This is a genomic window from Mycoplasmoides pneumoniae FH (assembly GCF_001272835.1).
Taxonomy (GTDB): Bacteria; Bacillota_I; Bacilli_A; order Mycoplasmatales; family Mycoplasmoidaceae; genus Mycoplasmoides; species Mycoplasmoides pneumoniae.
The window spans coordinates 520,102-544,671 of record NZ_CP010546.1 but is presented as its reverse complement, the minus strand read 5'-3'; the positions used below and the strand labels follow the sequence as shown (position 1 = coordinate 544,671).

14 protein-coding genes are annotated in these 24,570 nt (G+C 39.5%); 13 read left to right on the top strand and 1 reads right to left on the bottom strand.

The features are described from left to right. The first annotated feature begins 7 nt into the window (after positions 1-7). Both hmw1 and rpsD read left to right on the top strand, forming a co-directional pair. Complete coding sequence (gene hmw1 / locus F539_RS02520) at positions 8-3,064, top strand: terminal organelle protein HMW1 (protein WP_014574986.1); 3,057 nt, start codon at positions 8-10, stop codon at positions 3,062-3,064. Positions 3,065-3,086: 22 nt separating this feature from the next. Then, on the top strand, positions 3,087-3,704 hold the full coding sequence (gene rpsD, locus F539_RS02515) for a 30S ribosomal protein S4 (protein WP_010874802.1): 618 nt from the start codon (positions 3,087-3,089) through the stop codon (positions 3,702-3,704). Positions 3,705-3,764: 60 nt separating this feature from the next. Here rpsD and F539_RS02510 read toward each other — a convergent pair whose 3' ends face one another. Then, entirely contained in the window at positions 3,765-4,574 is an 810-nt protein-coding gene (locus F539_RS02510) for an alpha/beta fold hydrolase (RefSeq protein WP_014574985.1), read from the bottom strand. A 54-nt stretch (positions 4,575-4,628) separates the two neighbouring features. On the opposite strand from F539_RS02510, the gene F539_RS02505 reads away from it, so the two are divergent. From F539_RS02505 to dnaK, 11 genes are all read left to right on the top strand, one after another. Beyond that, a complete protein-coding gene (locus tag F539_RS02505; RefSeq protein ID WP_026088315.1) occupies positions 4,629-8,603 on the top strand; it encodes a DUF3713 domain-containing protein in 3,975 nt (1,324 codons plus the stop codon). Between the two features lie 6 nt (positions 8,604-8,609). After that, positions 8,610-9,839 (top strand): DEAD/DEAH box helicase, encoded by a 1,230-nt coding sequence (locus F539_RS02500; protein WP_014325539.1) that lies wholly within the window; start codon positions 8,610-8,612, stop codon positions 9,837-9,839. After that, entirely contained in the window at positions 9,824-10,276 is a 453-nt protein-coding gene (locus tag F539_RS02495; protein WP_010874798.1) for a DUF3713 domain-containing protein, read from the top strand. Before F539_RS02500 ends, F539_RS02495 begins: the two co-directional genes overlap by 16 nt. Continuing rightward, the gene (locus F539_RS04215; protein WP_026088314.1) at positions 10,257-10,820 is read left to right on the top strand and encodes a DUF3713 domain-containing protein; all 564 of its coding nucleotides are present in this window, start codon (positions 10,257-10,259) and stop codon (positions 10,818-10,820) included. The genes F539_RS02495 and F539_RS04215 overlap by 20 nt, the downstream gene beginning before the upstream one ends. Further along, positions 10,714-11,361, top strand: a complete 648-nt coding sequence (locus F539_RS02485) for a DUF3713 domain-containing protein (RefSeq protein ID WP_161609240.1) — start codon at positions 10,714-10,716, stop codon at positions 11,359-11,361. Before F539_RS04215 ends, F539_RS02485 begins: the two co-directional genes overlap by 107 nt. 6 nt (positions 11,362-11,367) lie before the next feature. Beyond that, positions 11,368-13,548 carry a DUF3713 domain-containing protein gene (locus tag F539_RS02480; protein WP_014325535.1) on the top strand — a complete coding sequence of 727 codons (2,181 nt, stop codon included), beginning with the start codon at positions 11,368-11,370 and terminating at the stop codon, positions 13,546-13,548. A gap of 163 nt (positions 13,549-13,711) precedes the next feature. Beyond that, the gene (locus F539_RS02475) at positions 13,712-14,539 is read left to right on the top strand and encodes a DUF3713 domain-containing protein (protein WP_026088312.1); all 828 of its coding nucleotides are present in this window, start codon (positions 13,712-13,714) and stop codon (positions 14,537-14,539) included. Next, complete coding sequence (locus F539_RS03990; RefSeq protein ID WP_014325533.1) at positions 14,481-17,507, top strand: DUF3713 domain-containing protein; 3,027 nt, start codon at positions 14,481-14,483, stop codon at positions 17,505-17,507. Before F539_RS02475 ends, F539_RS03990 begins: the two co-directional genes overlap by 59 nt. Positions 17,508-17,758: 251 nt before the next feature. Further along, positions 17,759-21,493: a DUF3713 domain-containing protein gene (locus F539_RS02465; protein ID WP_014325532.1), complete on the top strand. Its 3,735-nt coding sequence runs from the start codon at positions 17,759-17,761 to the stop codon at positions 21,491-21,493. A gap of 9 nt (positions 21,494-21,502) precedes the next feature. Next, positions 21,503-22,690, top strand: coding sequence for a lysylphosphatidylglycerol synthase transmembrane domain-containing protein (locus F539_RS02460; RefSeq protein WP_014574981.1), 1,188 nt, complete (start codon positions 21,503-21,505; stop codon positions 22,688-22,690). Positions 22,691-22,745: 55 nt separating this feature from the next. Further along, the gene (gene dnaK / locus F539_RS02455) at positions 22,746-24,533 is read left to right on the top strand and encodes a molecular chaperone DnaK (protein WP_010874790.1); all 1,788 of its coding nucleotides are present in this window, start codon (positions 22,746-22,748) and stop codon (positions 24,531-24,533) included. Positions 24,534-24,570: the final 37 nt, after the last annotated feature.

The following is a 24,570-nucleotide window of genomic DNA, read 5'->3' as shown; positions in this document are numbered from 1 at the left end:
TTTTTTCATGAAGAAAAGCAAAGAAGCAGTTTTTGAAGACAAGGATTACACTGAGGAAAATCCCGAACAGATCTTTGGTAATTTGTACGATGGTAAATTAACTGTTCAAGATGGCAAAGTCAAGATTGCCTATGACGGTGATGGCAATGGTTATTACATTGCCTTTAACAGTGAAACTGGAGTTTACTATGATCCTTATGGTGACACGGAATACGACATTAGCGTGTTGTTTGACGCCAATGGTAATCCGTTCGTGTTTGCTGATGCACCAACAGTGGAAGTTTTAGCGGGGGAACAGGAACAAACCGAAGCAGAACCGGATTACCTTCAGTATGTCGGTAATGAGGCTTATGGTTACTATGATGAAGCTGGGGAGTGGGTTTGATCTGGTTACTTTGAGGGTGATCAATGGATCTCGACTTTACCCCAAACCGAAGCGGAAGAGAAACAGTTTGGCTTTGAGGATAACATTGAAACCACACCTACAGCTTCAGAAGACTTTGGTTTGGAAGCAGATGTACCAGCACCAGAAGTTGCTGAACCTAGCTATGAGGTACAACCAGAGGTAGCTGCTGAGCCTGTTTACGATGTTCAACCAGAAGTAGCTGTAGAACCGGTGGGAGAAACTACTGCAACAGTAGAACCACAAGCAGTAGAAATTCAACCAGAAGTAGTTGTAGAACCAATTGTTGAATCACAACTAGAACAACCTGTGGAAGTTCAAGCTGAAATGGTTCAACCAGAAGTAGCTGTAGAGCCACAATTAGAAGTAAGTCTAGATCCAATTGGAGAAACTGCACCAATATTGGAACAAGTTGAACCACAAGCTGTACAAACCCAACCAGAGATTCCAGCTGAACAATCAGCAGTAGAGCTTCAACCAGAACCAGTTACAGAAGTTCAATCTGAAATGGTTCAACCAGAAGCAGCTGCAGAGCCAGTTACAGAAGCACAACAAACTGAACCAACACCAGTTGTTGAAACTATTGCAGAGATTACACCTCAGGTAGTTACAGAGCCTGTAGTAGCTGTTGTAGAACATCAACCGGAAGCTGTTGCCGAGCCACTTCCAGTAGAACCAGCTGTGGCAGGTGTGTCTGAATTAATTCCAACGGAACAAGTTCAACCAGAAGTGGTTGTGGAATCGACTCCAGTTGCAGAAGTTCAATCTGAAATGGTTCAACCAGAAGTAGCTGTAGAACCGATTGTTGAACCACAACCAGAACAACCTGTGGAAGTCCAACCAGAAGTAATTACAACCCCGGAAGTAGCTTCAGTTTTAGAAGTTCAACCTGAAAATCCTGTTGTAGAAGTGGAACAAGTAGTTGAACCACAACCTGAAACCCCTGTAGAAGTTCAACCAGAACCAGTTGTTGAAACTGTTCAAGAAGCTGTGGCTGAACCAACCCCAGTAGTTGAACCACAACCACAAGCTGCACCTCAACCAGCGGTTTATGAATGGAATCTAACTCCAGAAGCTGCTCCTGTTGAACAACCAGAAGTAATTCCAGTAACAGTAGTAGAAAGCCAAGCTACCGCTACCGCAGAACCTCAACCAGCAGTAGCACCCGTTGCTGATATGGATTATGTCTTACATCTCACCGATACAGTAAAAAACCAACCACAGACTGCACCAGTACAACCAACTACCCCAATTAAAATTGAAGTGGCGGAATCAACTCCTACCGTTACAACCAGTCCAGTTGAACCAACAATTGCCCCACCACTGTTTGAAATTGAACTCAATAATACAACTTCATCTGACTTACCATTAGTTGAGGTTGTGGACTTTAAGCACAATCAACACGGTGCTGTCGGTACCCACAGCTTTGATGATTTTACCCCACCAGAAGTGGGTATGGAAAGCAAGACCCACTGTCACAGTAACAGTGAGGTTGTATGACGAGTAAGCGAACCGAAAACAGTTCCTGTTCCACCTGCTGTATCTAGCATTAACATACAAACGGTCAACCGGGTAGTAGAGCCAACAATTTCAACACCAACTACCCCAGTTGTCGAAAGTGCACCTGCGATCGAAATCTTTGTCGACACTCCACCAGTGGAAACCAAAGAGGCTTCATCAAATGTTGATGTGGTACAACAACCAGTCAAACCACTCATGCCAGTGATGGTAGAACAGCTCAGAACAACGGAGTTACAGCCAACTACTGAAATTAATCTGTTTGCCAACAGCGACATTAACAGCATTATTGCCGAGTTAAAGCAAGGTCGTTCTAACCCTGCCATTAACTTCGATGACATCTTTAAAATGTCAAGTTACCAAATGGTGGTCAAAAAGTCGTTTGTCCAAATTAGTGACTTTATTACTAATTCCAAAACCGACATTACCAACCGCTTCTTGTTAATCAAAAAGGAATTACAAGCCGAATTGACCCGCTTAATTGAAGAAAACGAACAGCTCAAAGCGGAGTTTTTAAACGCTAAAGACCTTTCGGTGTACCAAAAGGATGAACTGCTACGCTCTTTATCCAACGACTTTACGATTGCTCACCGTCCAAGTGACAGTTACGAACAATTGCAAAAGTCCGGTGAGTTAGTGCGCAACATTCAAAAAGCGATCTTGGAAAACGAAAGCAAGATTAAAAACATCCAGATTACGCTAAAAGAACTTAAAGCCGTTTATAAGCTCTGCAGTGATACTGTTTTAAACGGGATGGCGAAGCTAGACAGTGTGTTGCGCTTTAACAAGAAGGAAAAGGATCCTTTATTGTTAAACAGCATGGAAACATTGTCTAGCTTTGAGACTGAACCGCAAGCCATTATTGAAGATCTCTTGGACTTCTCCAGTAGCTTTGACAAGATGTCCAATGAACAATTGGATGAGTTTGTCTACCAAAACCTAGACAGTGGGTTAAACCTTGATTTAGATGGGTTTGATCATCAGTTAAGCAGCATGAACATCCACGGGTTAGAGCCATTAGATCCAATGAAGTTAGATGACTTTGATTTTGAAACTTTAACTCCAGATAAAACCTCTAACCTCTCTAGTATCTTGGATGATGAACTAATGGAAAACGGTGGGGATTTTAATCTTGATTATTAAGATAATTTAAAATTGTCACCGCATGAAATACACTGGTAGTATTTTCAAACGATCACGCCGCTTAGGTTTTTCGTTACTAGAAAACAACAAGGAGTTTTCGAAAGGGAAGAAGCGGAAAACGATTCCTGGACAACACGGGAACCGTTTCCGTAGTTCCACTATGTCTGGTTATGCACAACAGTTGCAAGAAAAGCAACGGATGCAATACATGTATGGGATTACTGATAAACAGTTTAGACGCTTGTTTAGACTGGTATTAAAACAACGGGGTAACTTAGCGGTTAACCTGTTCCGTGTTTTAGAGTCACGTTTAGACAACATTGTGTACCGCATGGGTTTTGCTCCAACCCGTCGCAGTGCGCGCCAATTAGTTAACCACGGCCACGTATTACTCAACGATCGTACCGTGGACACCCCTTCCATTATTCTCAATCCAGGGGATAAGGTACGCTTGAAGGCCAAAACAATTAAGATTCCAATTGTTAAGGCGGCGAGCGAAAGCGGTGTGGTCTCCCCGTTTGTGGAAACCAACAACAAGACCTTTGAAGGGACATACGTGCGCTTCCCAGAACGTAGTGAACTCCCTGCTGGTATTAACGAATCGTACGTGGTCGAATGGTACAAGCGTTTGGTTAAGTAGTAACTACGCTTAAACATCAATCAACAATAAGAGATCTAGCAACTAAAGTTGTTAGTTTTTTTATTTGTTTAACTTGTTTAAAAACTGTTCCACTAGTTGGAGAAACTGCTGGGGCTGCTCAAAGAAAGTGGTGTGGGCCGTGTTGGATAAGCCCACTAGTTCAATTAAAGGATTGTGCAAGGATTCCAGGTAAGCCTTCGAGGGCAAGTAACGTACAATGCCATCTTCCTGCCCGTGAATTCACAGGGTTGGGTAACTTAACCGTTTAAAAGCCGCATCAATTAACTGGAGCCGTTGTTCGGCTTGTTCGGGTTGCAACATTACCTTTAAGGGTGCATACTTTTGGATCATCTTCTGTTTTTGTTTAGCACAAAAGTCCTTAAAGTTCGCCCCAAAGCGTTGTTCAATGTTGTAGATCAATGCCCTTTGTACCGCTTCAAAGTCTTCGTTGGTGTCAGGTACCAAGGCACTAATAATACTTGGTGGGGTAGCGCGAATCCCCGGGTTTAGGGGCGCTTCGAGGATAATGCCTTTAATTTGTTCCTTAGTTAAAACTTGGGTGAGGGCAATCGCTAGTCCGCCACCAATCGAGTGACCAAATAAAACCACGTTCTTTAATTGGTATTTATTAAAGAACTGTTGCACTAACTTAATCCAGAAGTTAAAGTCTAATTCACTTTGGTTGTGAATGACACTGTTACCGTGTCCGGGAAAGTTAATCCCGTAAAAACTGTAATCTTTAAAGTGGGTGCGAAAGCTTAATTTATTGGTGATATTACCGGTAAAGGCGTGTAAAAAAAGGATTTTGCCGCGCTCATTTAAAAAGGGATCACACACAAATTCCAAGCCGTTTTCAATTTCGAGCCGCATCCCCGGTCAAAGAAAGTGGTTAAATTTTAGAATTATACCAAATTTTGAACGCGAATGCATACGTTTACGCGTAAAGTCAAGTGGCCCTTTATGTTCACCGCAATCGGGCTCACTTTTGGTATAGTCGCGGTTGCCTGTGCGCAGCCTACAGCCAGCACTGTGGAGGGGCTTTTTAAGCCCAGTAGTGCTTTTGCTGATCGCACTGACTTTAGTCTTAGCTCGATTCTGCAAAAGTCACTAATTAACCGCGAGAGTTTTAACCAGTATCTAGCAATGCGTTTAGCACCCGTTTTGCGCACCTTTTATGACGACAATTATGATACTGATATTAAAGAGCGCTTAAACGGCTTTACCGCTGACACGGATAATGCGTTTGTCAGTCAAGAACAAAACCTACGGAACCAGTTTCGCGAAAACTATTTAGTGCACCTGCAAACTGATATCTTTGACAACACTGGCGGTAATCAAGCCGCTTGAAAACTGCGTGATGTTAACAACAAGATAATTGATGACTTTATCTCACGGATCTTTGCCAAGAACTTTGTCGAGTATGTCCAGGACGGTGTAGGTCCTTTAACTAAACCCACCAAGAGCTTAATTGAAAACACCTCTAACTTTAAAAACATTAAGCTCCAACCCAAATTTGTTAATAAGAATGCTAAGCTCAAGATTAACAATGATGCGGTGTACGCGGCCATCCAAGACAAACTGTTAGACCAGTTTATTACCAATGAAAACCCCAACTTGGTATCTCGGGTCGTGTTTACCAATGAAACTCCCGTTGACGGGTTTGATAATTACTTTAACACTAAAGTAATTCAAAGTCCAACCCCTTCCTACCAGTTTCAGGTCTTTAACAAATACAACCAACAGAGTGGTGGCACTAAGGGAGCGAATGGCTTTAACTTATTGGCTAGCAACCTCAAGAGTTACAAAAACGACCAGAGCAAAGGGATTGATATTCCCAATAAGTTTTCCAGTGATAGTGGTGGCAAATTGTTGTTAAAGGCGAGCGACATGTTCGACACCTTTGATCCGAGTTTTTCTGCTGCTTTCATTCAGGGCTATTTAGCACTGCAGAAAAAGTCGAAGGGCGCTGATAGTAAAGAAGTTGACAGTCTCATTAAGGATAAGAGTATTATTGAAAACTTTTTTGTTGACAATAATACACAGGCAGCCGCCGCTGCAAGGGCTGCGAGTTCATCATCTGAAGGAACTATTCAATTAAAAACTGCCAGTGATGGTGGTGGAACTACACAAAGTACCGTCCACAAAACTGACTTAGTCAAAATCTTTGGTGATAAAGATGTCTTTGCTGGTGAGTATAAACAACAAATAGGTAATACTAATGCTAATCAAACAGGTGGCGGAGGTTCTGGAGGCGGCGGTGGCACCTCTACCGGCAGTAGCACCGGATCTTCTACTGAAACTACTACTGGCAACAGTAGTAAGGCGGTTGTTGACTTAATTGAAGTTAAAAAAGATTCTAGTAGTCAACCAGACTACATCCTCTCCCGTGGTAAAGACGGCATCCACTTAATGGCCGTGGATGGTGGTAGTCATTATCTTACTGAAAGTGGTCGTGATGTCGCTAAACAAAAGGAATTCTTATTGTTCCGGGCTTTGCAAACCAAGTACGGTTTAGTGGATACCGACACCACATACGACTTTAAGTTATTTGATGAGGTCAAAAAGTACTTTGACACTAACCGGATCTTATTCTTATTTGAAGCTTTATTAGATCTTTCTAGTGATACAAACAACAAAGACAACTTCTTAAGCTATCCCCAGTTTAAGAAGTTTGCTGACAGTATTAAGTCAATTGAGAAGGATTTAAAAGAACTTGTTCAAGCCCACTATAAACAAGCAGTCTTTAACGAAACTGCAGTGGCGGAAAACAAGGTTACCTTAAAGCTAGCAGAACGTAACCAACCTTTTATTGACAACGAGCGCAATAACCAGATTGAACAGAACGGTTTGGCAGCTAAGTTACCTTACGAACAAGATGCTAAAACCGGTCACTATAATGACCTTGGTAACTATTACAAGGACATTATTGATAATGTTGATAAAAAAGGAACTAGTACTGTTAAAACAACCTCTTCCAATACAGGACAAACTAAAAACTTCTCTGAAGAAGTAGTTAGCAAGCTTAAAGATAATAAGAAGAAGGTAGAAGAAGCTGCTAAAAAACATGTAGAGGCACTCAAAGTCTTCACCATTCCTTCCCCACTCTACTCCCAGGTAATCTTAGTGCAAACTAAGTTGTCTTTTACCCCTGAAAGTACCTCTTTAGGACTTAACTTAGCTCTAAACAACTATTTAACCAGTACTGAGCTCCAAAACAGCATTAAGCTCAGTTACTTCCAGGAAGATGAAGCGTTTAAAAAGATTATTGATATTACGAATTTAACTTTTAGTCAACAAAGTGGTGGTACTGGTGGCACCAACGGTAACAACAACCTCACCGCTGACAACTGAAAGATTTTTAAAGAAACCTATTTATTGGACTTATTTGAATCACAAGCCCAAAAATCAATCTTTGGTCATGTTGGTTCATCTGATAAAAATTCTTCAACTAAGACGGGCATCGAAGGTGTCTTGGACACACTGTACAGCTCGCTAAACTTAGAAGAGCGCTTAGATAGTGATGATGTAATTGATTATCTGTCTTACCTCTACACGGCCCATTGGTTGTTAAAGGACAACTTAAAGAACTATAAGCAAAGCTTACAGTCGAAGTTGTCGCGTACTTCCAATGCCTTTTTAGTTTGAAGTGTGGATAGCGAAAAGAATAAAAATGATTCACAATCAACTTTATCCAGTACCGCTTCAAGCACAAGTAATACTGGCTTAATTCAGTTAAGATCAGTCGTTTCCCTAGCACAAAATCAAGCAGCTGGCCAAGGCGGTGATAATAATAGTGACATCACCCAAACCGAAGTCAAAAACCCGAACTTTGTGTTTGGTTCGAGTGTGTATGATTGAACCAACAGTAAAACCCCAGAAGTGAACCGGGCTGCTGATGACACTTCAAGCTTCTTCTACACTAAGTCTAGTAGTAGTACTGGCGCAGCACAAAGTAGTGCCACTGTTTTAAGGAGTTTAAATCAAGCTAGTGGCATGACCACAAAAACTGCCAAAAACCGCTATGGCTTTAGGGGTATTGTAACGAGTAGCACTAGTGGTAGTTTACCCGAAGCGGTAAGTAGACGTTTGTTTAAGCAGTTTGTTAACCAAACAGAAAAAGGCGTTAAAGTTGGTGGTCAAATGCTAATTACCACAGCTAAAAGTGGTAAAGCTACCTTAGTTTTAAAACAACAAGCTGACGACGCCGAATCCACCACCAACAACGCTTACAAAGGTGCCTTGTTTAGCTTTGGTTCGATGGATAACTTAAAGAACATCATCAACGGAATCCAAACGCAAACCGAGTTCGATGCGCTTTACAACCACTTAACTAGTGACCTCAACATTGATGTTACTGGGGTTGATAAAAACAAAACTTTAACGGAACAGAAAACTAGTTTAACGAGTTTTGTTGATTCTAACTTTAAGCAGAGTACTCAATCTGCACAGAGAGGCGATACAAGTGCACGCAGTGCAAGATCTGCAACAGTACAAATTAAGAAAACACAAGAAGATAACCAAAATACCAACTATAAAGACGTCTTTAGCCGCTTTGATGGTTACATTGGTGATAACAAGGTAGAGGAAAAGAACTACACTTCCTACCAATTCTTAAGTGACGGTGGCAAATACCACGCTACCTTTGTCAAACAGGTCAACCTTGATGATGTGGAGAAGATCGGCACTGATTCTCTAAAGCAAGAAGATTCCAGCAAAGACAAACGCCTCAACCTCTCCCTCGAAGAATTCCTCGCTGCAATTGCGCTAGAAGCCTTGGATCCTAATAATCAAACCCAAGCCATTAACGCCTTAATTAGTGGTAATAAGAAGGGTTTAGTTAAAGTAGGTGACTTTAGGATCTTTAGTTCTATTAGTGCGCAATGGGTAAGACGTTTTTAAACCACTATGCACTTCATTCAACCACTCCAAGCGTTCTTACAAACGAAGCACATTGTTGAATTTTCATCTATTCAACAAGCTGTGTTTAAAGTTTGACCACGTCAAAATGTGGTTGGCATAGCCGAAACTGGTAGTGGTAAAACATTCGCTTACCTCTTACCAGCGCTCAACCAAATTGATGTCACGCTCAACAAGCCCCAAGCGGTGGTGTTTGTACCAACTAAGGAGTTGAAGTGGCAAATTTTAACGATCCTCAACGACATTAAAGCCAGCTTTACTGGTTTAAAGGTCAGTGAGAACTTCAACAGTAATGCCCACCTGATTGTGAGCTTAATTGGCAAAGACATTATTCTCCACGAAACGATTAAGTACGTTGTCTTTGATGAGGTCGACATGTTTTTGGAGGACAGTTCCCAAGCAGAGTGGATTAACTGTGTCCAACTGTTTCAAAAACATAAACCTCACTTTGGCTTTTTTAGTGCCACGTTATTTAACGAACAGCTCCAGCAAATTCGCAAGCAAGTCGCACCTTTAACGGTCGTCAACCAAAAGAAACGTGCTTGAAAGCACTCTTTGGTGAAACACTTTCTGCTTAACCTCAACGGTCAAGAACCGTTTGCTGGTTTATTAGCTTTACTCAACTACCACCATAACGAACAGGTCTTGGTCTTTTGTTCCAACGCTAAATCACTCAAACAACTCACTAGTTTACTAGCCCACAACCAAGTTAGCTTTAAAAGCCTCCATGGTCAACTAACGCCCAATGAGCGCAAACACATCTTTACTAGTGCCGCTAATAACACGGTGAGGGTACTAGTGGTATCTGACTTACTAGCACGCGGCATTGATCTGCCCCACTTTAGTGTGGTCATTTCATGAGACTTACCCCTAGTGGATAGCTTTTACATCCACCGTTCTGGTAGAGTAGCGCGTTTTAACAGTTGGGGCAATTCCTATGTGTTTGATTTACCGCATAACCAACACAAATTAACTAAGTTTGCCCATAAAGGTATTTTGTTTAACAGTGTTCATTTAGAACGTGATGGTACTTTAAAGTTCCCCCAACTTAAACAAAGCAAACAAAAACCAGCAGTATCCAGTGAACTTAAAACTGCCATTAAGCGGATTAAGGCAGGATACAAGAAGGTCAAGCCTAACTATAAGAAGCGCCAAAAGCAGCAGATTGCGGAACTCTTTGCCAAGCGCAAACAACGCCGTTCATGAAAAAACTTCTAATAAAACCCCAGTTTTGATTCTTAACCCTTGGTGGCTTTATCTCTTCAAGTGTTATTTTAGTTGCCTGTGCTACCCCTTCCAATTCAGCACTCCAAACTGTTTTTAAAGCACGTTCGAACCAGTTCTTCAACGGGGAACAGGGTAGTTTACAAAACGCTTTAGCCACTGCTTTAAAAGATCCAGAGGCCAACAAACAGTTTGTCGCTGCTCCCCTTTTAAAGGCATTGACAGCTTGGTATGAAAATAACCAAGACAAACAGGTCACCCAGTTCTTTAAAGACACCAAAAAGAGTGTTGATGAGCAATACAACCAAGCCGTAGATAAGGTGGTATCGGCTAGCCGAAACAAAAACCTCTTTGTCCAACAAGACTTGCTGGATAGCGCCGGGGGGGTTAGAAACTTGAAAAGCCCAGAAGTTGTTTGAACAGCTCATTAGCGATTTTGCTAGTCGGGTCTTTCAAAAGAACTACCTCGCTTATAAGGATGGTAATAAGGTATCATCAGGTCCTTTCTTATTTGACGAAATTTCTAAATCGAGCAATTGGGACAAAATTGTCTTTGATGCGGGCCAGTTTCCCGAAATCAATGATGCCTTCTTTGCCCAGATTCAAAGCGAAGTTTTCGATCAATGGGCGGAATACACCGATCCCACTGTTATTAGTTTCACTACCTTAAAGTACTCGGCTCCTAACCAGGGATTAGGGCAAATCTATAACCAGGACAAACTAAAGGATAAATTAACCCCTTCCTATGCCTTTCCGTTTTTTGCTGCAGCGGATGAAATTGCTGGGAGTCAAAATGTCGGCAATAAACGCTGAAAACAACTGGTTAAAGGTGAAGAAGCGATTGAAGAAAAGCCAAAGCAACAACAAGATGGCAGTCAAACAAAAGGAGTTCAAAAAAGAAGGCCTTACCAAGTATGTACGGGGAACCGACAGAGGCCAAGTAATTGACTTTCCGTTAAGCTTATCAGATACTAACGAGACCAAAAAAGTCGTGGATGCCACCAACATTGTCGATCAATTAGAGGCAGCTGATTTAGCCGCTGTGCTCAACATTAAACTAGACCGACTGGGTCAAGAGAAGGATGAGCTACTCGAATTTAAGGAGCTCAAAGATGACCTTAACAACGTGATTGTGATTGATAAGAGTAGTGATGCACAAAATGTGAGCAAAACTAATTCTTCTTTTTATGAGGATAATCAAAACTCTGGAACCACAAATACCGATCCCATTGCCCAAGCTTTAGATGACATCTTTGCCACAAACGTGGAACAAAAAACTAATCTAGGCAAGTTAGCAGAACAAATTAAAAAGACAGCGGAAATTAAAACGCAAACCCCACAAGCAAGAGGCACTGTTGTTTTGCGAAATAAATCGCAAACTCAACAAAAGAACAGTTATGTTCTATTAGATGCTGGTATTCCTACCTTTAAACAGCAAGTCAGCACCCAGGGTCAAGGTTCAGTGAGTCTTCATAACGGTACCTTAATTTCTTTAAACACATCTACAGTTGCCTAACTAAAAATGCAACAGCAAGGAGAAACTAAAGATCAATATAACACTTTTGGCCTGAGACTTGTGCGTAACAGTGTTGGCGTATCAGTTTTAGGACTTGATGGTTTTGTTAAATTCATAAAAGGCGGTAGCGGAGGTAGCAATGGCGGTTCTAGTAGTGCCAAAAAGATTGATAAAGAAGAGCAAAAGAAATTCTTAAAGTTCCGTGCTTTTCAAGCCAAAATTGGCACATTTTATAACACTAACTTTGCCTTTAGTTTTCCCCTAAACGAAACTTTAAAAGGTTGGTTTGACAAACACCGCGGATTGATCTTAGCGAACGCCTTAGTTAAAGTTACTTTAGACACAAAGGAAAAAGCAAGTAAGGCCTTAGTGGATGCTTTTAGTTCTTATAAAAACTGATTGAGTGAATACACCCCGATTGGTTTAGCTACCACCATGATTAGCTTTTATTTTGACCAAATGAAAGCTCTCAACAATAAGCTGTTAGAACGAGTACGGAGCTTAAACCAAAATGTTAACCAAGCCAATCCTACCCCTTGGTTAAATGGGTTATCGGCTAAACTACCTTACGTTAACACTAACGGTAATTACGAAAAGTTAAACAACTACTTTACCTTTTTAATTACCAAAGTTTTGTGACCTAAGGTGGGCACTGAGGATACTAATGTCAGTGAAGAAAAAAGCAAACTCAAAACTAAAACTGAAGATGTTAACAAGATTAGGGAAAAGATTTTGAACAACATCGACAGTAAGCTCAAAACTTTTGTCCAAAAACTCAAACCTACCTTAGCACCCCGACCAGCTTACAGTAACGTAATCTTGTTAAACATTAACAATGATAAGGTGTGGTCTGCTGGCGCTAATTGAAGTTTGGCAGTTTTACTAGATCCGAAAAAGGTTAACCCGCTTTCGTTTATGCTGCTCAAACAAATGTTTGATCAAAACAGTTTGTTTAAAAAAGCAAAGACTTTATTCGAAAACATTCAAAATAAAGCAAAAACTAGTGGAAGTGGTAAAAGTGGTACAACCACCAACGATGATGCCGATGCTTTGAGCAAAGTCATTGGCAACTATTACTACAACACTTGAGCTAAGCTAACCGATAAATCAATTTATGGCAACCCTAAGGATGACAAATTTGATGATCTCTTTAAATTGGCTTTTGACAGTAGTATTAACGAAAAGTCCTTTAATGTAGATTATAAGGCAGTGATTGAACACTACCGCTTTATCTATACCTTAGAGTGGTTGGTAGACAAAAACCTAAAGAACTTCAAGGATTTATTAAAGGCAAACCTCAAGTTTGGTGAAATTGCTTTTATTGCTTACAAGAATACTGAAACGCAGAACTTCTCTAACCCGCAAGGTATATTCGGTTCTTACTTTAATTACGAAAACGAAACGAATGCGGCTAAGAGTGCTACGCAAATTATAGACCCCAACAGTTTCTTCTATAAAACCACCACTAAACCAGAAGCGAAAACCACTCAAAGTGCTAATACAGCTGTGATGGTTCAAAATACGCAGATGAACAATCAGCAAACTAACAGTTATGGCTTTACTGGTTTGAGTACCAGTAGTGGTTCGATGTTAGGTGCTGCTACCCAGCAAGCCATTTTGGATCAAATAACCAAAACTTCCTTGCAACAGTATGGTTCTCAAGCTGACCTGAAAAAGATCATTGGCGAAACTAAAAATCAATTATTATTAGACCGAATTGCCAACCAACTAATAGCCTTAAAACCGAATACAAGTGGCAACAGTGGTACCCAAAAAACAATTGCTGCATACTTCCAAACAGATGCGGTTGGCAATCCTACTTTGGACTTTAAAGCGAAGCAAAAACTCTTATTGGATGTTTTAGATCAATACAAAGATTTCTTTGGTAATAATGCACAAGCAGTTCAAAGAGATTCTGGTAAGAGTGGAACTGGCAACTATTTAACCTATACCGACGGTAGTGATAAGATCACTTATTTGCAGTTTTCCTATAAAGATATTGACGGTTTAAGTTTGAGTAGTTCAAACGGAACTAGCAGCAAATTTGCCAGTGATGTTGTAGCAGCGCTTTTATTATTCCAGGCAGCCGATAAAGGTACTCAACAACTGGCTTTAAGTTCCATCAATAAACCACAATTACCAATTGGCGATAAACGCATAAAAACAGGGATCGATTTACTGAAATAGTGAGCTAAAAGATTGGTTTTAAGCCTAACAACTTTTTGCAAAAAAAAAAAAAAAAGTTTAGAAATAATTTTTCAAAAATATCGAGGTGCTTTAAAATTTAAAAACCTTAAGCCAAAAAGTAAGCTTGCTTTTTTCTTTTTTAGAACAAACGGCACTATTTTAAATGAAGAGTTTTTTAAGAAAACCCAAGTTTTGACTTTTATTGTTGGGTGGCCTTTCCACTAGTAGTATTATTCTCAGTGCCTGTGCAACACCTTCAAACTCAGCACTGCAAGCAGTTTTTAAACCAACTTCCAACCAATTTTTTAACGGTGAGCATGGTACCATTCAAAGCGCTTTAAACACCGCTTTAAGAGATCCGGAAACTAACAAAAAATTTGTAGCTGCTCCACTTTTAAAAGCATTAGAAGCTTGGTACGAGAATAATCAAGATAAAAACATTACTCAATTCTTAAAAGACACCAAGACTAATGTTGATAACCAATACAAAACCGTTGTAGATAAAGTAGTTTCAGCACCACGCAATAAATCCTTATTTGTACAACAAGATTTATTGGACAGTAGCGGTGGTAGTGAGGCCACTTGAAAAGCGCGCAAACTGTTTGAACAGCTAATTAGTGATTTTGCTTCACGAGTTTTTCAAAAGAATTATTTGTCTTATAAGGAAAATGGCAAAGTATCAGCCGGTCCGTTTTTATACGACACGATTTCAAAAAATAGTAATTGACAGAATATAGTTTTTGATGCTGGTAATTTTCCAGAAACTAATGATGATTTTTTCGCGCAGATTCAAAGCGAAGTTTTTGATCAATGGGCTGAGTACACCGATCCAACTATTATTAGCTCAGTTACCTTAAAGTATTCAGCTCCTAATCAAGGTTTAGGTCAAATTTATAACAAAGATAAGTTAAAGGATAAACTTACTCCTTCCTATGCCTTCCCCTTTTTTTGCTGAGGAAAAAGATATTCCGGAAAATCAAAACGTTGGTAACAAGCGCTGAAAGAAATTAATTAAAGGCGAGGGCTCTGATGATGGCAAGGAGAAGAGTTCAGATGACGACGATAGTTCCTCTTCTACAAAAGGGTTATTTGGATGAAGAGGTGATACATCAAGCGGAAACTTATTTGATTTCCCGAATACTCTTACTGATGTTGGTGAAACTAAACAAATAGTTGATGCCACTACTATTGTTGATCAACTAGAAGCAGCCGATTTAGGAGCAGCACTTAACCTTAAACTCAGTTTTTTAAAACAGGACTTTGATGAACTGCCTGTTATTAAAAAGCTTCCTGACAATTTGAATGACACCATTGTAGCTAAATCTGATAACTTAGAGAAAACTTCTAAAACTAACAGTACTTTTTACAAAGATAATGGTGATAGTAGCGAAAAACAAGGAAGTGCTGAAAGCAAAAATTCACCTAAAACTCAATTAAAGGAAATTTTTAATGGTCAAAATGGCGATAGTGGTAATTTAGGTAAGCTAGCTGAACAGTTACAAAAAGCTGACAGTACTAAAATGGAAGCTAGAAGTCAGACATGACAACTAAGAAATGCGGTTAGTCTCAAAACCACAAACATGGCACAATCTGATGAAAAATATGTGTTATTAGATGCTGCGATCCCGGCGTTTGAAACTTCTTCACAATCACCACAAAGCAGTGGAACTATTTCTGGTAGTGGCGCTTTAGTTAATTTGACTTCTACTAGCGTCAATTTAACTCAACAAAAAAGTAGTACAACGCCTTTAAACCAGCGCATTGTTCGAAATAGTACTGGTGTAAAATTGCTGGCTCTTGAAGGCTTGCTTTACTACGTTGTTGGATCTTCCAATAAACAACAAAGTAGCTCTTCTACGATAGCCACTTCTCTCGCTCAAAACCAAAGTAATAATAATCAAGAACAAGAGATTAATAGCAGTCTTCAAAAAAATTTATTGAAGTTTCGTGCCTTTCAAGCTAAAAATAGAGTTTTCAAACAAGGCGGCACCAAATATGCCTTTTCGTTTCCGTTAAATGAAACCTTGAAAGGTTGATTTGATAAACACCGCGAACTAATCTTAGCGAACGCTTTGGTAAAGGCAAATTTTGATCAAAAGGATAAAGCAAACAAAGCTTTAACTGAAGCCTTAAAGCCTTACAAGGATTTACTGGCAGAATATGCACCAATTGGTTTGGCCACAACCATGATTAACTTCTTGTTTAACCAAATGAACGCGTTCAATAAGTTTTTGGAGCGCGCTAAAGCATTAAACCAAAATGTGAATCAGGCCAATCCTACACCTTGGTTAAATGGTTTATCAGCTAAATTGCCTTATGTTAGAACAAATGGTAATTACGAAAAACTCAACAATTACTTCACTTTCTTAATTGTTAAATACATGTGGAAGAAGGTCGGTAATGAAGACGCTTCATTATCTAAAGATAGTAGCACTAACAAGCTCAAAACTAAGACCGAAGACGTTAACAAAATTAGAGATAAAATCTTAGAAGACATTCAAAAGAAGGTTCAAGAATTTGTTAAAAACAAGCTTAAACCAACCTTAGCACCACGACAAACTTACAGTAATGTAATTTTGTTAAACGTTAACAACGATAAGGTTTGATCGATGGGCGCCAATTGAGCTTTAGCTAACTTATTGGATACGAGCAAAATTAATCCACTTTCATTTATGTTGCTCAAACAAACGTTTGACCAAAACGACTTGTTTAAGAAAGCTAAGAAACTTTTTGAAGATATTCAAAGTAAAACAAATGGTGGAAGTTCAGGTGGGATGCAAGGTAGCAATACCTCGAGTAGTGAAGGAGCTGATGCCTTGAGTAAAGTAATTGGCAACTATTACTACAACAGTTGAGCTAAATTGACTGATAAATCCATTTATGGAAATCCTAAGGACAACAAATTTGATGACTTATTTAAATTAGCTTTTGAAGATAGTATTAACGAAAAGTCCTTTAATGTTGATTACAAAGCGGTCATTGAACACTACCGCTTTATCTATACCTTGGAATGACTAGTTAACGGTAACTTAAAGAACTTTAAGGACTTATTAAAAGCAAATTTAAAGTTTGGTGAAATTGCTTTCATTGCTTATAAAAACACTGAAACCAAAGAATTTTCCAATCCGCAAGGTGTATTTGGTTCTGCTTTTAATTACGAAAACGAAACTAATGAAGTTAAGATTGCTGCGCAAAACTTAGACCCAAATAATTTCTTTTATAAAACAACTACCAAACCAGAAGAAGTTAAAACCGCACAAAATGGTGCAAGCATGATGGTTATGCAACAAAAAATGCAAAGTACCATGCAAGATAGTAATCATTATGGTTTTACCGGGCTAAACACCAGTACTAGTTCAATGTTAGGTGCCGCTACGCAGCAAGCCATTTTGGATCAAATAACCAAGAATTCCTTGCAACAATATGGTTCGCAGCAAGAACTGAAAACTTTGATTGAAAAGACTAATAACCAACTTTTATTAGACCGAATCGCTAGTCAATTAAGTGGATTAAATCCTTCAACCACTGGAAATAGTAATAATGGAAAGGGTAAAAATATTGCTACTTATTTCCAATTAGATGCCATTGGCAACCCAACCCTTAGCTTTCAACAAAAACGAAAACTTTTATTAGATGTTTTAGATCAGTACAAAGATTTCTTTGGTACAAATACTCAGGCTGCACAAAGAGATTCTGGTAAAGGTGGACATGGAAGCTATTCAACTTACCAAGATGGCAGTGACAAGATCACTTACCTTCAGTTCTCCTATAAAGATATAGATAACTTAAGTTTGAGTGATAAAGGAAATAGTAAGCTTGCTAGCGATGTTGTGGCTGCCCTTTTACTTTTCCAAGCAGCGGATAAAGGTACCCAACAATTAGCCTTGAGTGCTATTAATAAACCACAACTACCAATTGGTGATAAGCGGATTAAAACAGGAATAGATTTACTTAAATAGTTAGATAAAAGCAGGTTAGTTAAAGCAATCAATTTCTTTCAAAAAAAAAAAAAAAACGTTTGAAATTGTAAGTTTGTCATGCCATCGTGGTTTAAAATGTACAAAATTAAGCCAAGAGATTAAGCTAGTTGCACCAGTGGGCACTAAAGCAGTTTTTCTTACTTATCAATACTTATTTTTAGGTAAAAACTAGCTTTTAAAGTGCCAAAATAAAGCAAAAATTTAACCTTTAGAGAGCAAAAACCGCGTTAATGAAAAAGTTTCTAAGAAAACCCCAATTTTGACTCTTAACATTAGGCGGTTTTCTGTCTACTAGTGTTATTTTAGCTGCTTGTGCTACCCCTTCCAACTCGGCTTTACAAACCGTTTTTAAAGCGCGTTCCAGTCAGTTTTTCAATGGTGAACAGGGTAGTTTACAAAGTGCCCTAACAACGGCTTTAAAAAATCCAGTGGCCAACAAACAATTTATCGCTGCACCACTTTTAAAAGCACTAGAAGCTTGGTACGAAAACAACGAAGACAAAAAGATTACCCAGTTTTTAAAAGACACTAAGTCCAATGTTGACAGTCAGTACACAACGGCAGTCGATAAAGTGGTATCAGCATCACGCAATAAATCACTTTTTGTGCAACAAGATTTGTTGGATAACGCCGGTGGTAGTGAAGCAACCTGGAAAGCGCAAAAGCTGCTTGAACAGCTCATTAGTGACTTTGCTAGTCGGGTTTTCCAAAAGAACTACCTCAATTACAAAAAAGATGGACAAGTTTCTACTGGTCCATTTACTTATGATGAACTACACAAGGAAGAAAGCTGAAAAAACTTTGAATTTAGTGCCCCACGTTTTAGTGAAACTAATGATGACTTTTTCGCCAAAATTCAAAGCCAAGTATTTGACCAATGGGTGGAGTACACTGATCCCACTTTAATTAGTCAAGTTAACTATAAGTATTCTGCTCCCAGTCAAGGGTTAGGTCAGATCTATAACAGAGAGAAGTTAAAGGATAAACTAACACCTTCTTATGCCTTTCCTTTCTTTGCCGAAGAAAAAGACATTGCACCCAACCAAAACGTTGGTAATAAGCGCTGAAAGCAGTTAGTTAAAGGTGAGGGCGCTATTACTGATAATAATATCGGTCAAAGCGGTACAAACAGCCAAAAAACTGGTCTGCTCAAATACCGTAATGAATCAAATAAGGGTGATTTTCTTGATTTTCCCTTAAATTTATCAGATACTAACGAAACGAAGCAATTAGTAGACGCTTCTAACATTGTCGATCAGTTAGAAGCGGCTAACTTAGGTGCAGCTTTAAATTTAAAACTGCAAGTTTTTGAGCAAGATAATGACGAATTGCCGCAAATTAAGGAGCTCAAAGAAGACCTTAACAACACGATTGTTGTCGATAAAAGTAAGGACGTAGAAAAAGCTTCCAAAACTAACGCACTGTTTTACAGTGATCAAGAAGGTAAGCAACAACAAAGTGACTCAGATCCAATTGCTGGCGCTTTAGATGACATTTTTGCTCAAAACACAAGCGAAGGCACTAACTTAAGTAAGTTAGCGGAGCAGGTAAAGAAAGCAGCTGCAACAAAAATGGAAGCGAAAACAGCTGTTTTAAGAACTAACAATTCTAAGGGCCAACAAAACAATTACGTTGTTTTAGATGCAGCTATTCCTACATTTAATTCAACAACATCAAAATCGAAAAATAATAGCGCTTCTAATGAAGTTTTAGTTGCCTTAAAATCTGGATCTATAAATTTAAGGCAGGTTCAGCAAACTGATCAAAACAGTTACAGTCCCATTAAATTCCGGATTGTGCGTAATAGCACCGGAGTAACTGTTTTCGGCCTTGATGGTGGGAGCTATTATTTAAAACAAGATTCAACAAATAAAAAATCAGTTTCTAAGCAAAGTTTAACCTTATTAACTAAATCTAGTTCAGGTAACAGTAATAAAGTATTAAGAGACCTTGACAAGCAAAAACAATTCTTAAAGTTTCGTGCCTTTCAAGCTAAAACTAACACTTTCTACAGTACTAACTTTGCCTTTAGTTTTCCCTTAAACGAAACGCTAAAAAGTTGGTTTGATAAACACCGGGAACTAATTTTGGCCAACGCCTTAGTTAACGCTAGTCTTGACCAAAAGGATAAAGCTAGCAAAGCTTTAACTGAAGCTTTTAATCCTTATAAAGAGTTAATTAAAGAATTTGCGCCGGTGGCTTTAGCAACCACAATGATCAGCTTTTATTTTGATCAAATGAAAGCGCTCAATAACAAGTTGCTAGAGCGCGCCCGTAATCTTAACCAAAACGTCAACCAAGCCAATCCAACCCCTTGGTTGAACGGTTTGTCAGCCAAGTTACCTTACGTTAATACTAACGGTAATTACGAAAAGTTAAACAACTACTTTACCTTCTTAATCACAAAAACATTGTGACCTAAAGTTGGTCAAGAAGAAACAAGCATAAGTGAAGAAAGCAATAAGCTCAAAACTAAAACTGCTGACGTTGACAAGATTAGGGACAAAATCTTGGAAAACATCCAAACTAAAGTAAATGATTTTGTTAAAAACAAACTCAAACCTGCTTTAGCACCCCGACCAGCTTACAGTAACGTCATTTTGTTAAACGTTAACAATGACAAAGTACTTTCTAGTGGTGCTAACTGGAGCTTAGCTAGCTTATTACAGAGCGACAAAGTCAACCCGCTTTCGTTTATGTTGCTCAAACAAGCGTTCGATAATAACGATTTATTTAAGAAAGCACAAAAGTTGTTTAAAGACATTCAGGAAAAGTCCAGTAATAATGGTGGAATGCAAAGTAGTTCCACAACCAACAGTGATGCCGATGCATTAAGTAAAGTTATCGGTAACTATTACTACACTACTTGGGCTAAACTCACGGACAAATCGATTTACGGTAACCCGAAGGACAACAAGTTTGATGAGCTTTTCAAACTGGCTTTTGAAGCTAGCATCGACGAAAAGTCCTTTAACGTTGATTACAAAGCGGTCATTGACCATTACCGTTTTATCTATACCTTACAGTGGCTAGTGGACCAAAAATTAAAGAACTTTAAGTCACTGTTAAAAACAAACCTTAAGTTTGGTGAAGTTGCTTTTATAGCTTACAAGAACACTGAAACCACTAACTTCTCTAATCCCCAAGGCGTATTTGGTTCCTACTTCAACTATGAGAACTCCGCTAACGAAGTTAAAGAATCCACTCAAACACTAGATCCCAATAACTTCTTTTACAAAACAACAACCAAGCCAACGGTACAAGCCACTCAACAAGTTGCTAGCTTAGCATTAGTACAAAAACAACAAATGCAACAAAATTCAACTGATCACTATGGTTTTACTGGTTTGAGTACCAGCACTAGTTCGATGTTCGATGCTAGTTCCCGTGATGCCATTTTGCAGCAAATTACGAAAACCTCCTTGCAACAGTACGGTTCCAAGGATCAACTCAAAAAGATCATTCAAGGGACTAATAACCAATTGTTACTAGACCGGATTGCAGTCCAGTTAAGTGGATTAAATCCTTCCACAACTAATGGTGGCAGTGGCAAAACAATTGCGACCTACTTCCAAGTGGATGCCGTTGGCAACCCAACTTTGGACTTCCAAGCTAAGCGTCAACTGTTATTAGACCTCTTGGACCAGTACCAAAACTACTTTGGTAATGGTGCCCAAAAGAGCCAAAGGGATTCTACTCCAAGTGGAACTGGCAACTACCTCACTTACCAAAATGGTAGTGACAAGTACACCTACACCCAGTTCACTTACCAAGACATTGACAGCTTGAGTCTAACAACTACAAGCGGTACCAACAATAAAATTGCCAGTGATGTTGTGGCAGCGCTGCTTTTATTCCAAGCAGCAGACAAGGGCACACAACAGTTGGCACTTAGTGCCATTAATAAGCCGCAGTTAAATATTGGTGATAAACGGATAGAAAGTGGGTTAAAATTGCTCAAATAGCAAAGGTCAATGTCAACCCCTAAAAGCGCTAGTTTTTTTACTAGAAAAAATATTCTTGCCTTTAGCTTTTTTATTGCCTTTTTGGTGGTTGTTAGTGTATTGGTGACCGTCTTCTTTTTAGACATTAAAACTGGTGATGTTAAAACGATTATTAACACCATTAACAGAACTAACTGACCCTGAATACTGTTAATAGTATTGGGGATTGTGGTTACCCTAGCTTGAAACATAATCATTAATTGATGAGTAGCACGCCGCTTTTGCTTCCATGCCCCTTGATGGGAGTGGGTTCTGTTTGCTTGTGTAGTGCAGTTCTTTCAAATTGTCACCCCACTTTCCTTGGGTCAAGATCCCTTTCGCTTGTACTGGTTCATTAAAAAGGGCATGAAGAAGCAGACAGCGGTCTTATTAGTTACTTCCACGGGCGCCTTTTGGAACCTTGCCCAAGCGTTAATTACTTGACCATCTTTCTTTGTTCTTTCCCAAAACTATGCTTTGTTAGAACAAAACCACGAAGGGTTTGTGTCGTACTGATTTAGTTTTGCGGGGATGATCTTTGATGTGGTGGTAGCCATCTTATTTATCTTTATTGCCTACAGTAAAAGGATGCATGTCTTAATTTACTCCGGGGTAAACCAGTTTCGTAAGTGAATTAAGCGTCCTTACTTAACTAAGGAACAGATTTACCAGCGTTTTATTGATAAGGCAGAGTTTAATAAGTTGTATGGTTTAGAAATTAAACGTTTAGGCTTGACGATCTTCAAATTACTAGCCAATATCTTAATAGCAGTGGTGGGTTACTTTAGTGTGTTTGCTGTTTTTGCCATTGTCAAAAAGGAAAACGCAACTAACAACGTTATTGACCAGTACTCTACGGCTGACATTTTCAACATCACTAACATTGCCATTACCGCTTCTAACTTTATTCCCGTACCTAGTGGGGAAGGTGCTACCCAGTTTGTAATGACAAGCTTTTTAAATGCCTTTAAATCGGCTGTTGGTATTGAATCGCAAGTAAAGCAAGGGGTCTTTTTGTGAAGGTTTCTCTCTGTTTATATTCCAGCTATCTTATTTAGTCTCTGTTTTATTGGTTGAGTGGTTAAAGTAGTAATTGAATTCAAACACCCCAAACCAGTATTACCAACAGTTAACTTGATTAACCACCACTTTTGGAACAATAAAAAGTTACATAATTAGCACTCAAACGCTAAAAGTGCTAACGATTTGTTTATAATATTTAGCACATAAACATATGAGTACAGATAACGGCTTAATTATCGGCATTGACCTTGGTACCACTAACTCCTGTGTGTCGGTCATGGAGAATGGACGCCCAGTAGTGTTGGAAAACCCTGAAGGTAAACGCACCACCCCTTCGATTGTTTCTTACAAGAACAACGAAATTATTGTGGGTGATGCTGCGAAACGGCAAATGGTAACTAACCCTAATACTATTGTTTCCATTAAGCGTTTAATGGGTACCTCCAATAAGGTAACCGTTAAGAATCCTGATGGTTCTACCAAAGAGTTAACTCCTGAAGAGGTATCAGCGCAAATCTTGAGCTACCTCAAGGACTATGCGGAAAAGAAGATTGGTAAAACGATTTCCCGTGCTGTTATTACCGTACCTGCTTACTTTAACGATGCAGAACGGAACGCTACTAAAACCGCTGGTAAGATTGCTGGTTTAAACGTTGAGCGGATTATTAACGAACCTACCGCCGCTGCATTGGCTTATGGGATCGACAAGTCTAACCGAGAAATGAAAGTCTTGGTGTACGACCTTGGTGGTGGTACCTTTGACGTTTCCTTACTTGACATTGCTGAAGGTACCTTCGAAGTATTAGCCACTGCTGGGGACAACCGTTTGGGTGGTGATGACTGGGACAACAAGATTATTGAGTTCATCTTAGCGCACATTGCCCAAGAACACAATGGGCTTAACTTGTCCAATGACAAGATGGCTATGCAACGCTTAAAGGAAGCGGCTGAACGTGCTAAGATTGAACTTTCCGCCCAACTAGAAGCAATTATCTCTTTACCGTTCTTAACGGTTACCGAAAAGGGTCCGGTAAACGTTGAACTTAAGCTAACCCGTGCTAAGTTTGAAGAAATTACCAAACAATTACTAGAACGTACTCGCAACCCAATTTCGGATGTTTTACGTGAAGCCAAGATTAAACCAGAAGAAATTAATGAAATCTTGTTGGTGGGTGGATCGACCCGGATGCCAGCAGTGCAAAAACTAGTGGAATCAATGGTACCAGGACACAGTCCAAACCGCTCAATTAACCCGGATGAGGTGGTAGCCATTGGTGCTGCCATCCAAGGGGGTGTGTTACGCGGTGATGTAAAGGACGTGTTACTGTTGGACGTTACTCCTTTAACGCTCTCGATTGAAACCCTTGGTGGTGTAGCAACTCCGTTAATTAAGCGTAACACCACCATTCCTGTAAGTAAGAGTCAAATCTTCTCTACAGCGCAAGACAACCAAGAATCAGTGGATGTGGTGGTTTGTCAAGGGGAACGCCCAATGGCACGTGACAACAAGTCTTTGGGTCGCTTTAACTTAGGGGGCATCCAACCAGCACCCAAGGGTAAACCCCAAATTGAAATTACCTTTAGCTTGGACGCCAACGGGATCTTAAACGTGAAGGCTAAAGATTTAACCACTCAAAAGGAAAACAGTATTACTATTAGTGACAACGGCAACTTGTCCGAAGAGGAAATCCAAAAGATGATTCGTGATGCGGAAGCCAACAAGGAGCGTGACAATGTGATTCGTGAACGCATTGAGCTCCGTAACGAAGGTGAAAGCATCGTGAGCACGATTAAGGAGATTCTCCAAAGTCCCGAAGCGAAGGACTTCCCTAAAGAAGAGAAGGAAAAACTCGACAAGATTACCGGTGGTATTGATGCAGCAATTAAGGCCAATGACTACACCAAGTTAAAAGCCGAAATCGAAAACTTCAAGAAGTGAAGGGAAGAAATGGCCAAGAAGTACAACCCTAACGGGGATCAAGGTCAACCAGCACAATAATTACTGTTGCAGTAGATCAATAAAAAGAGGGCAGTTA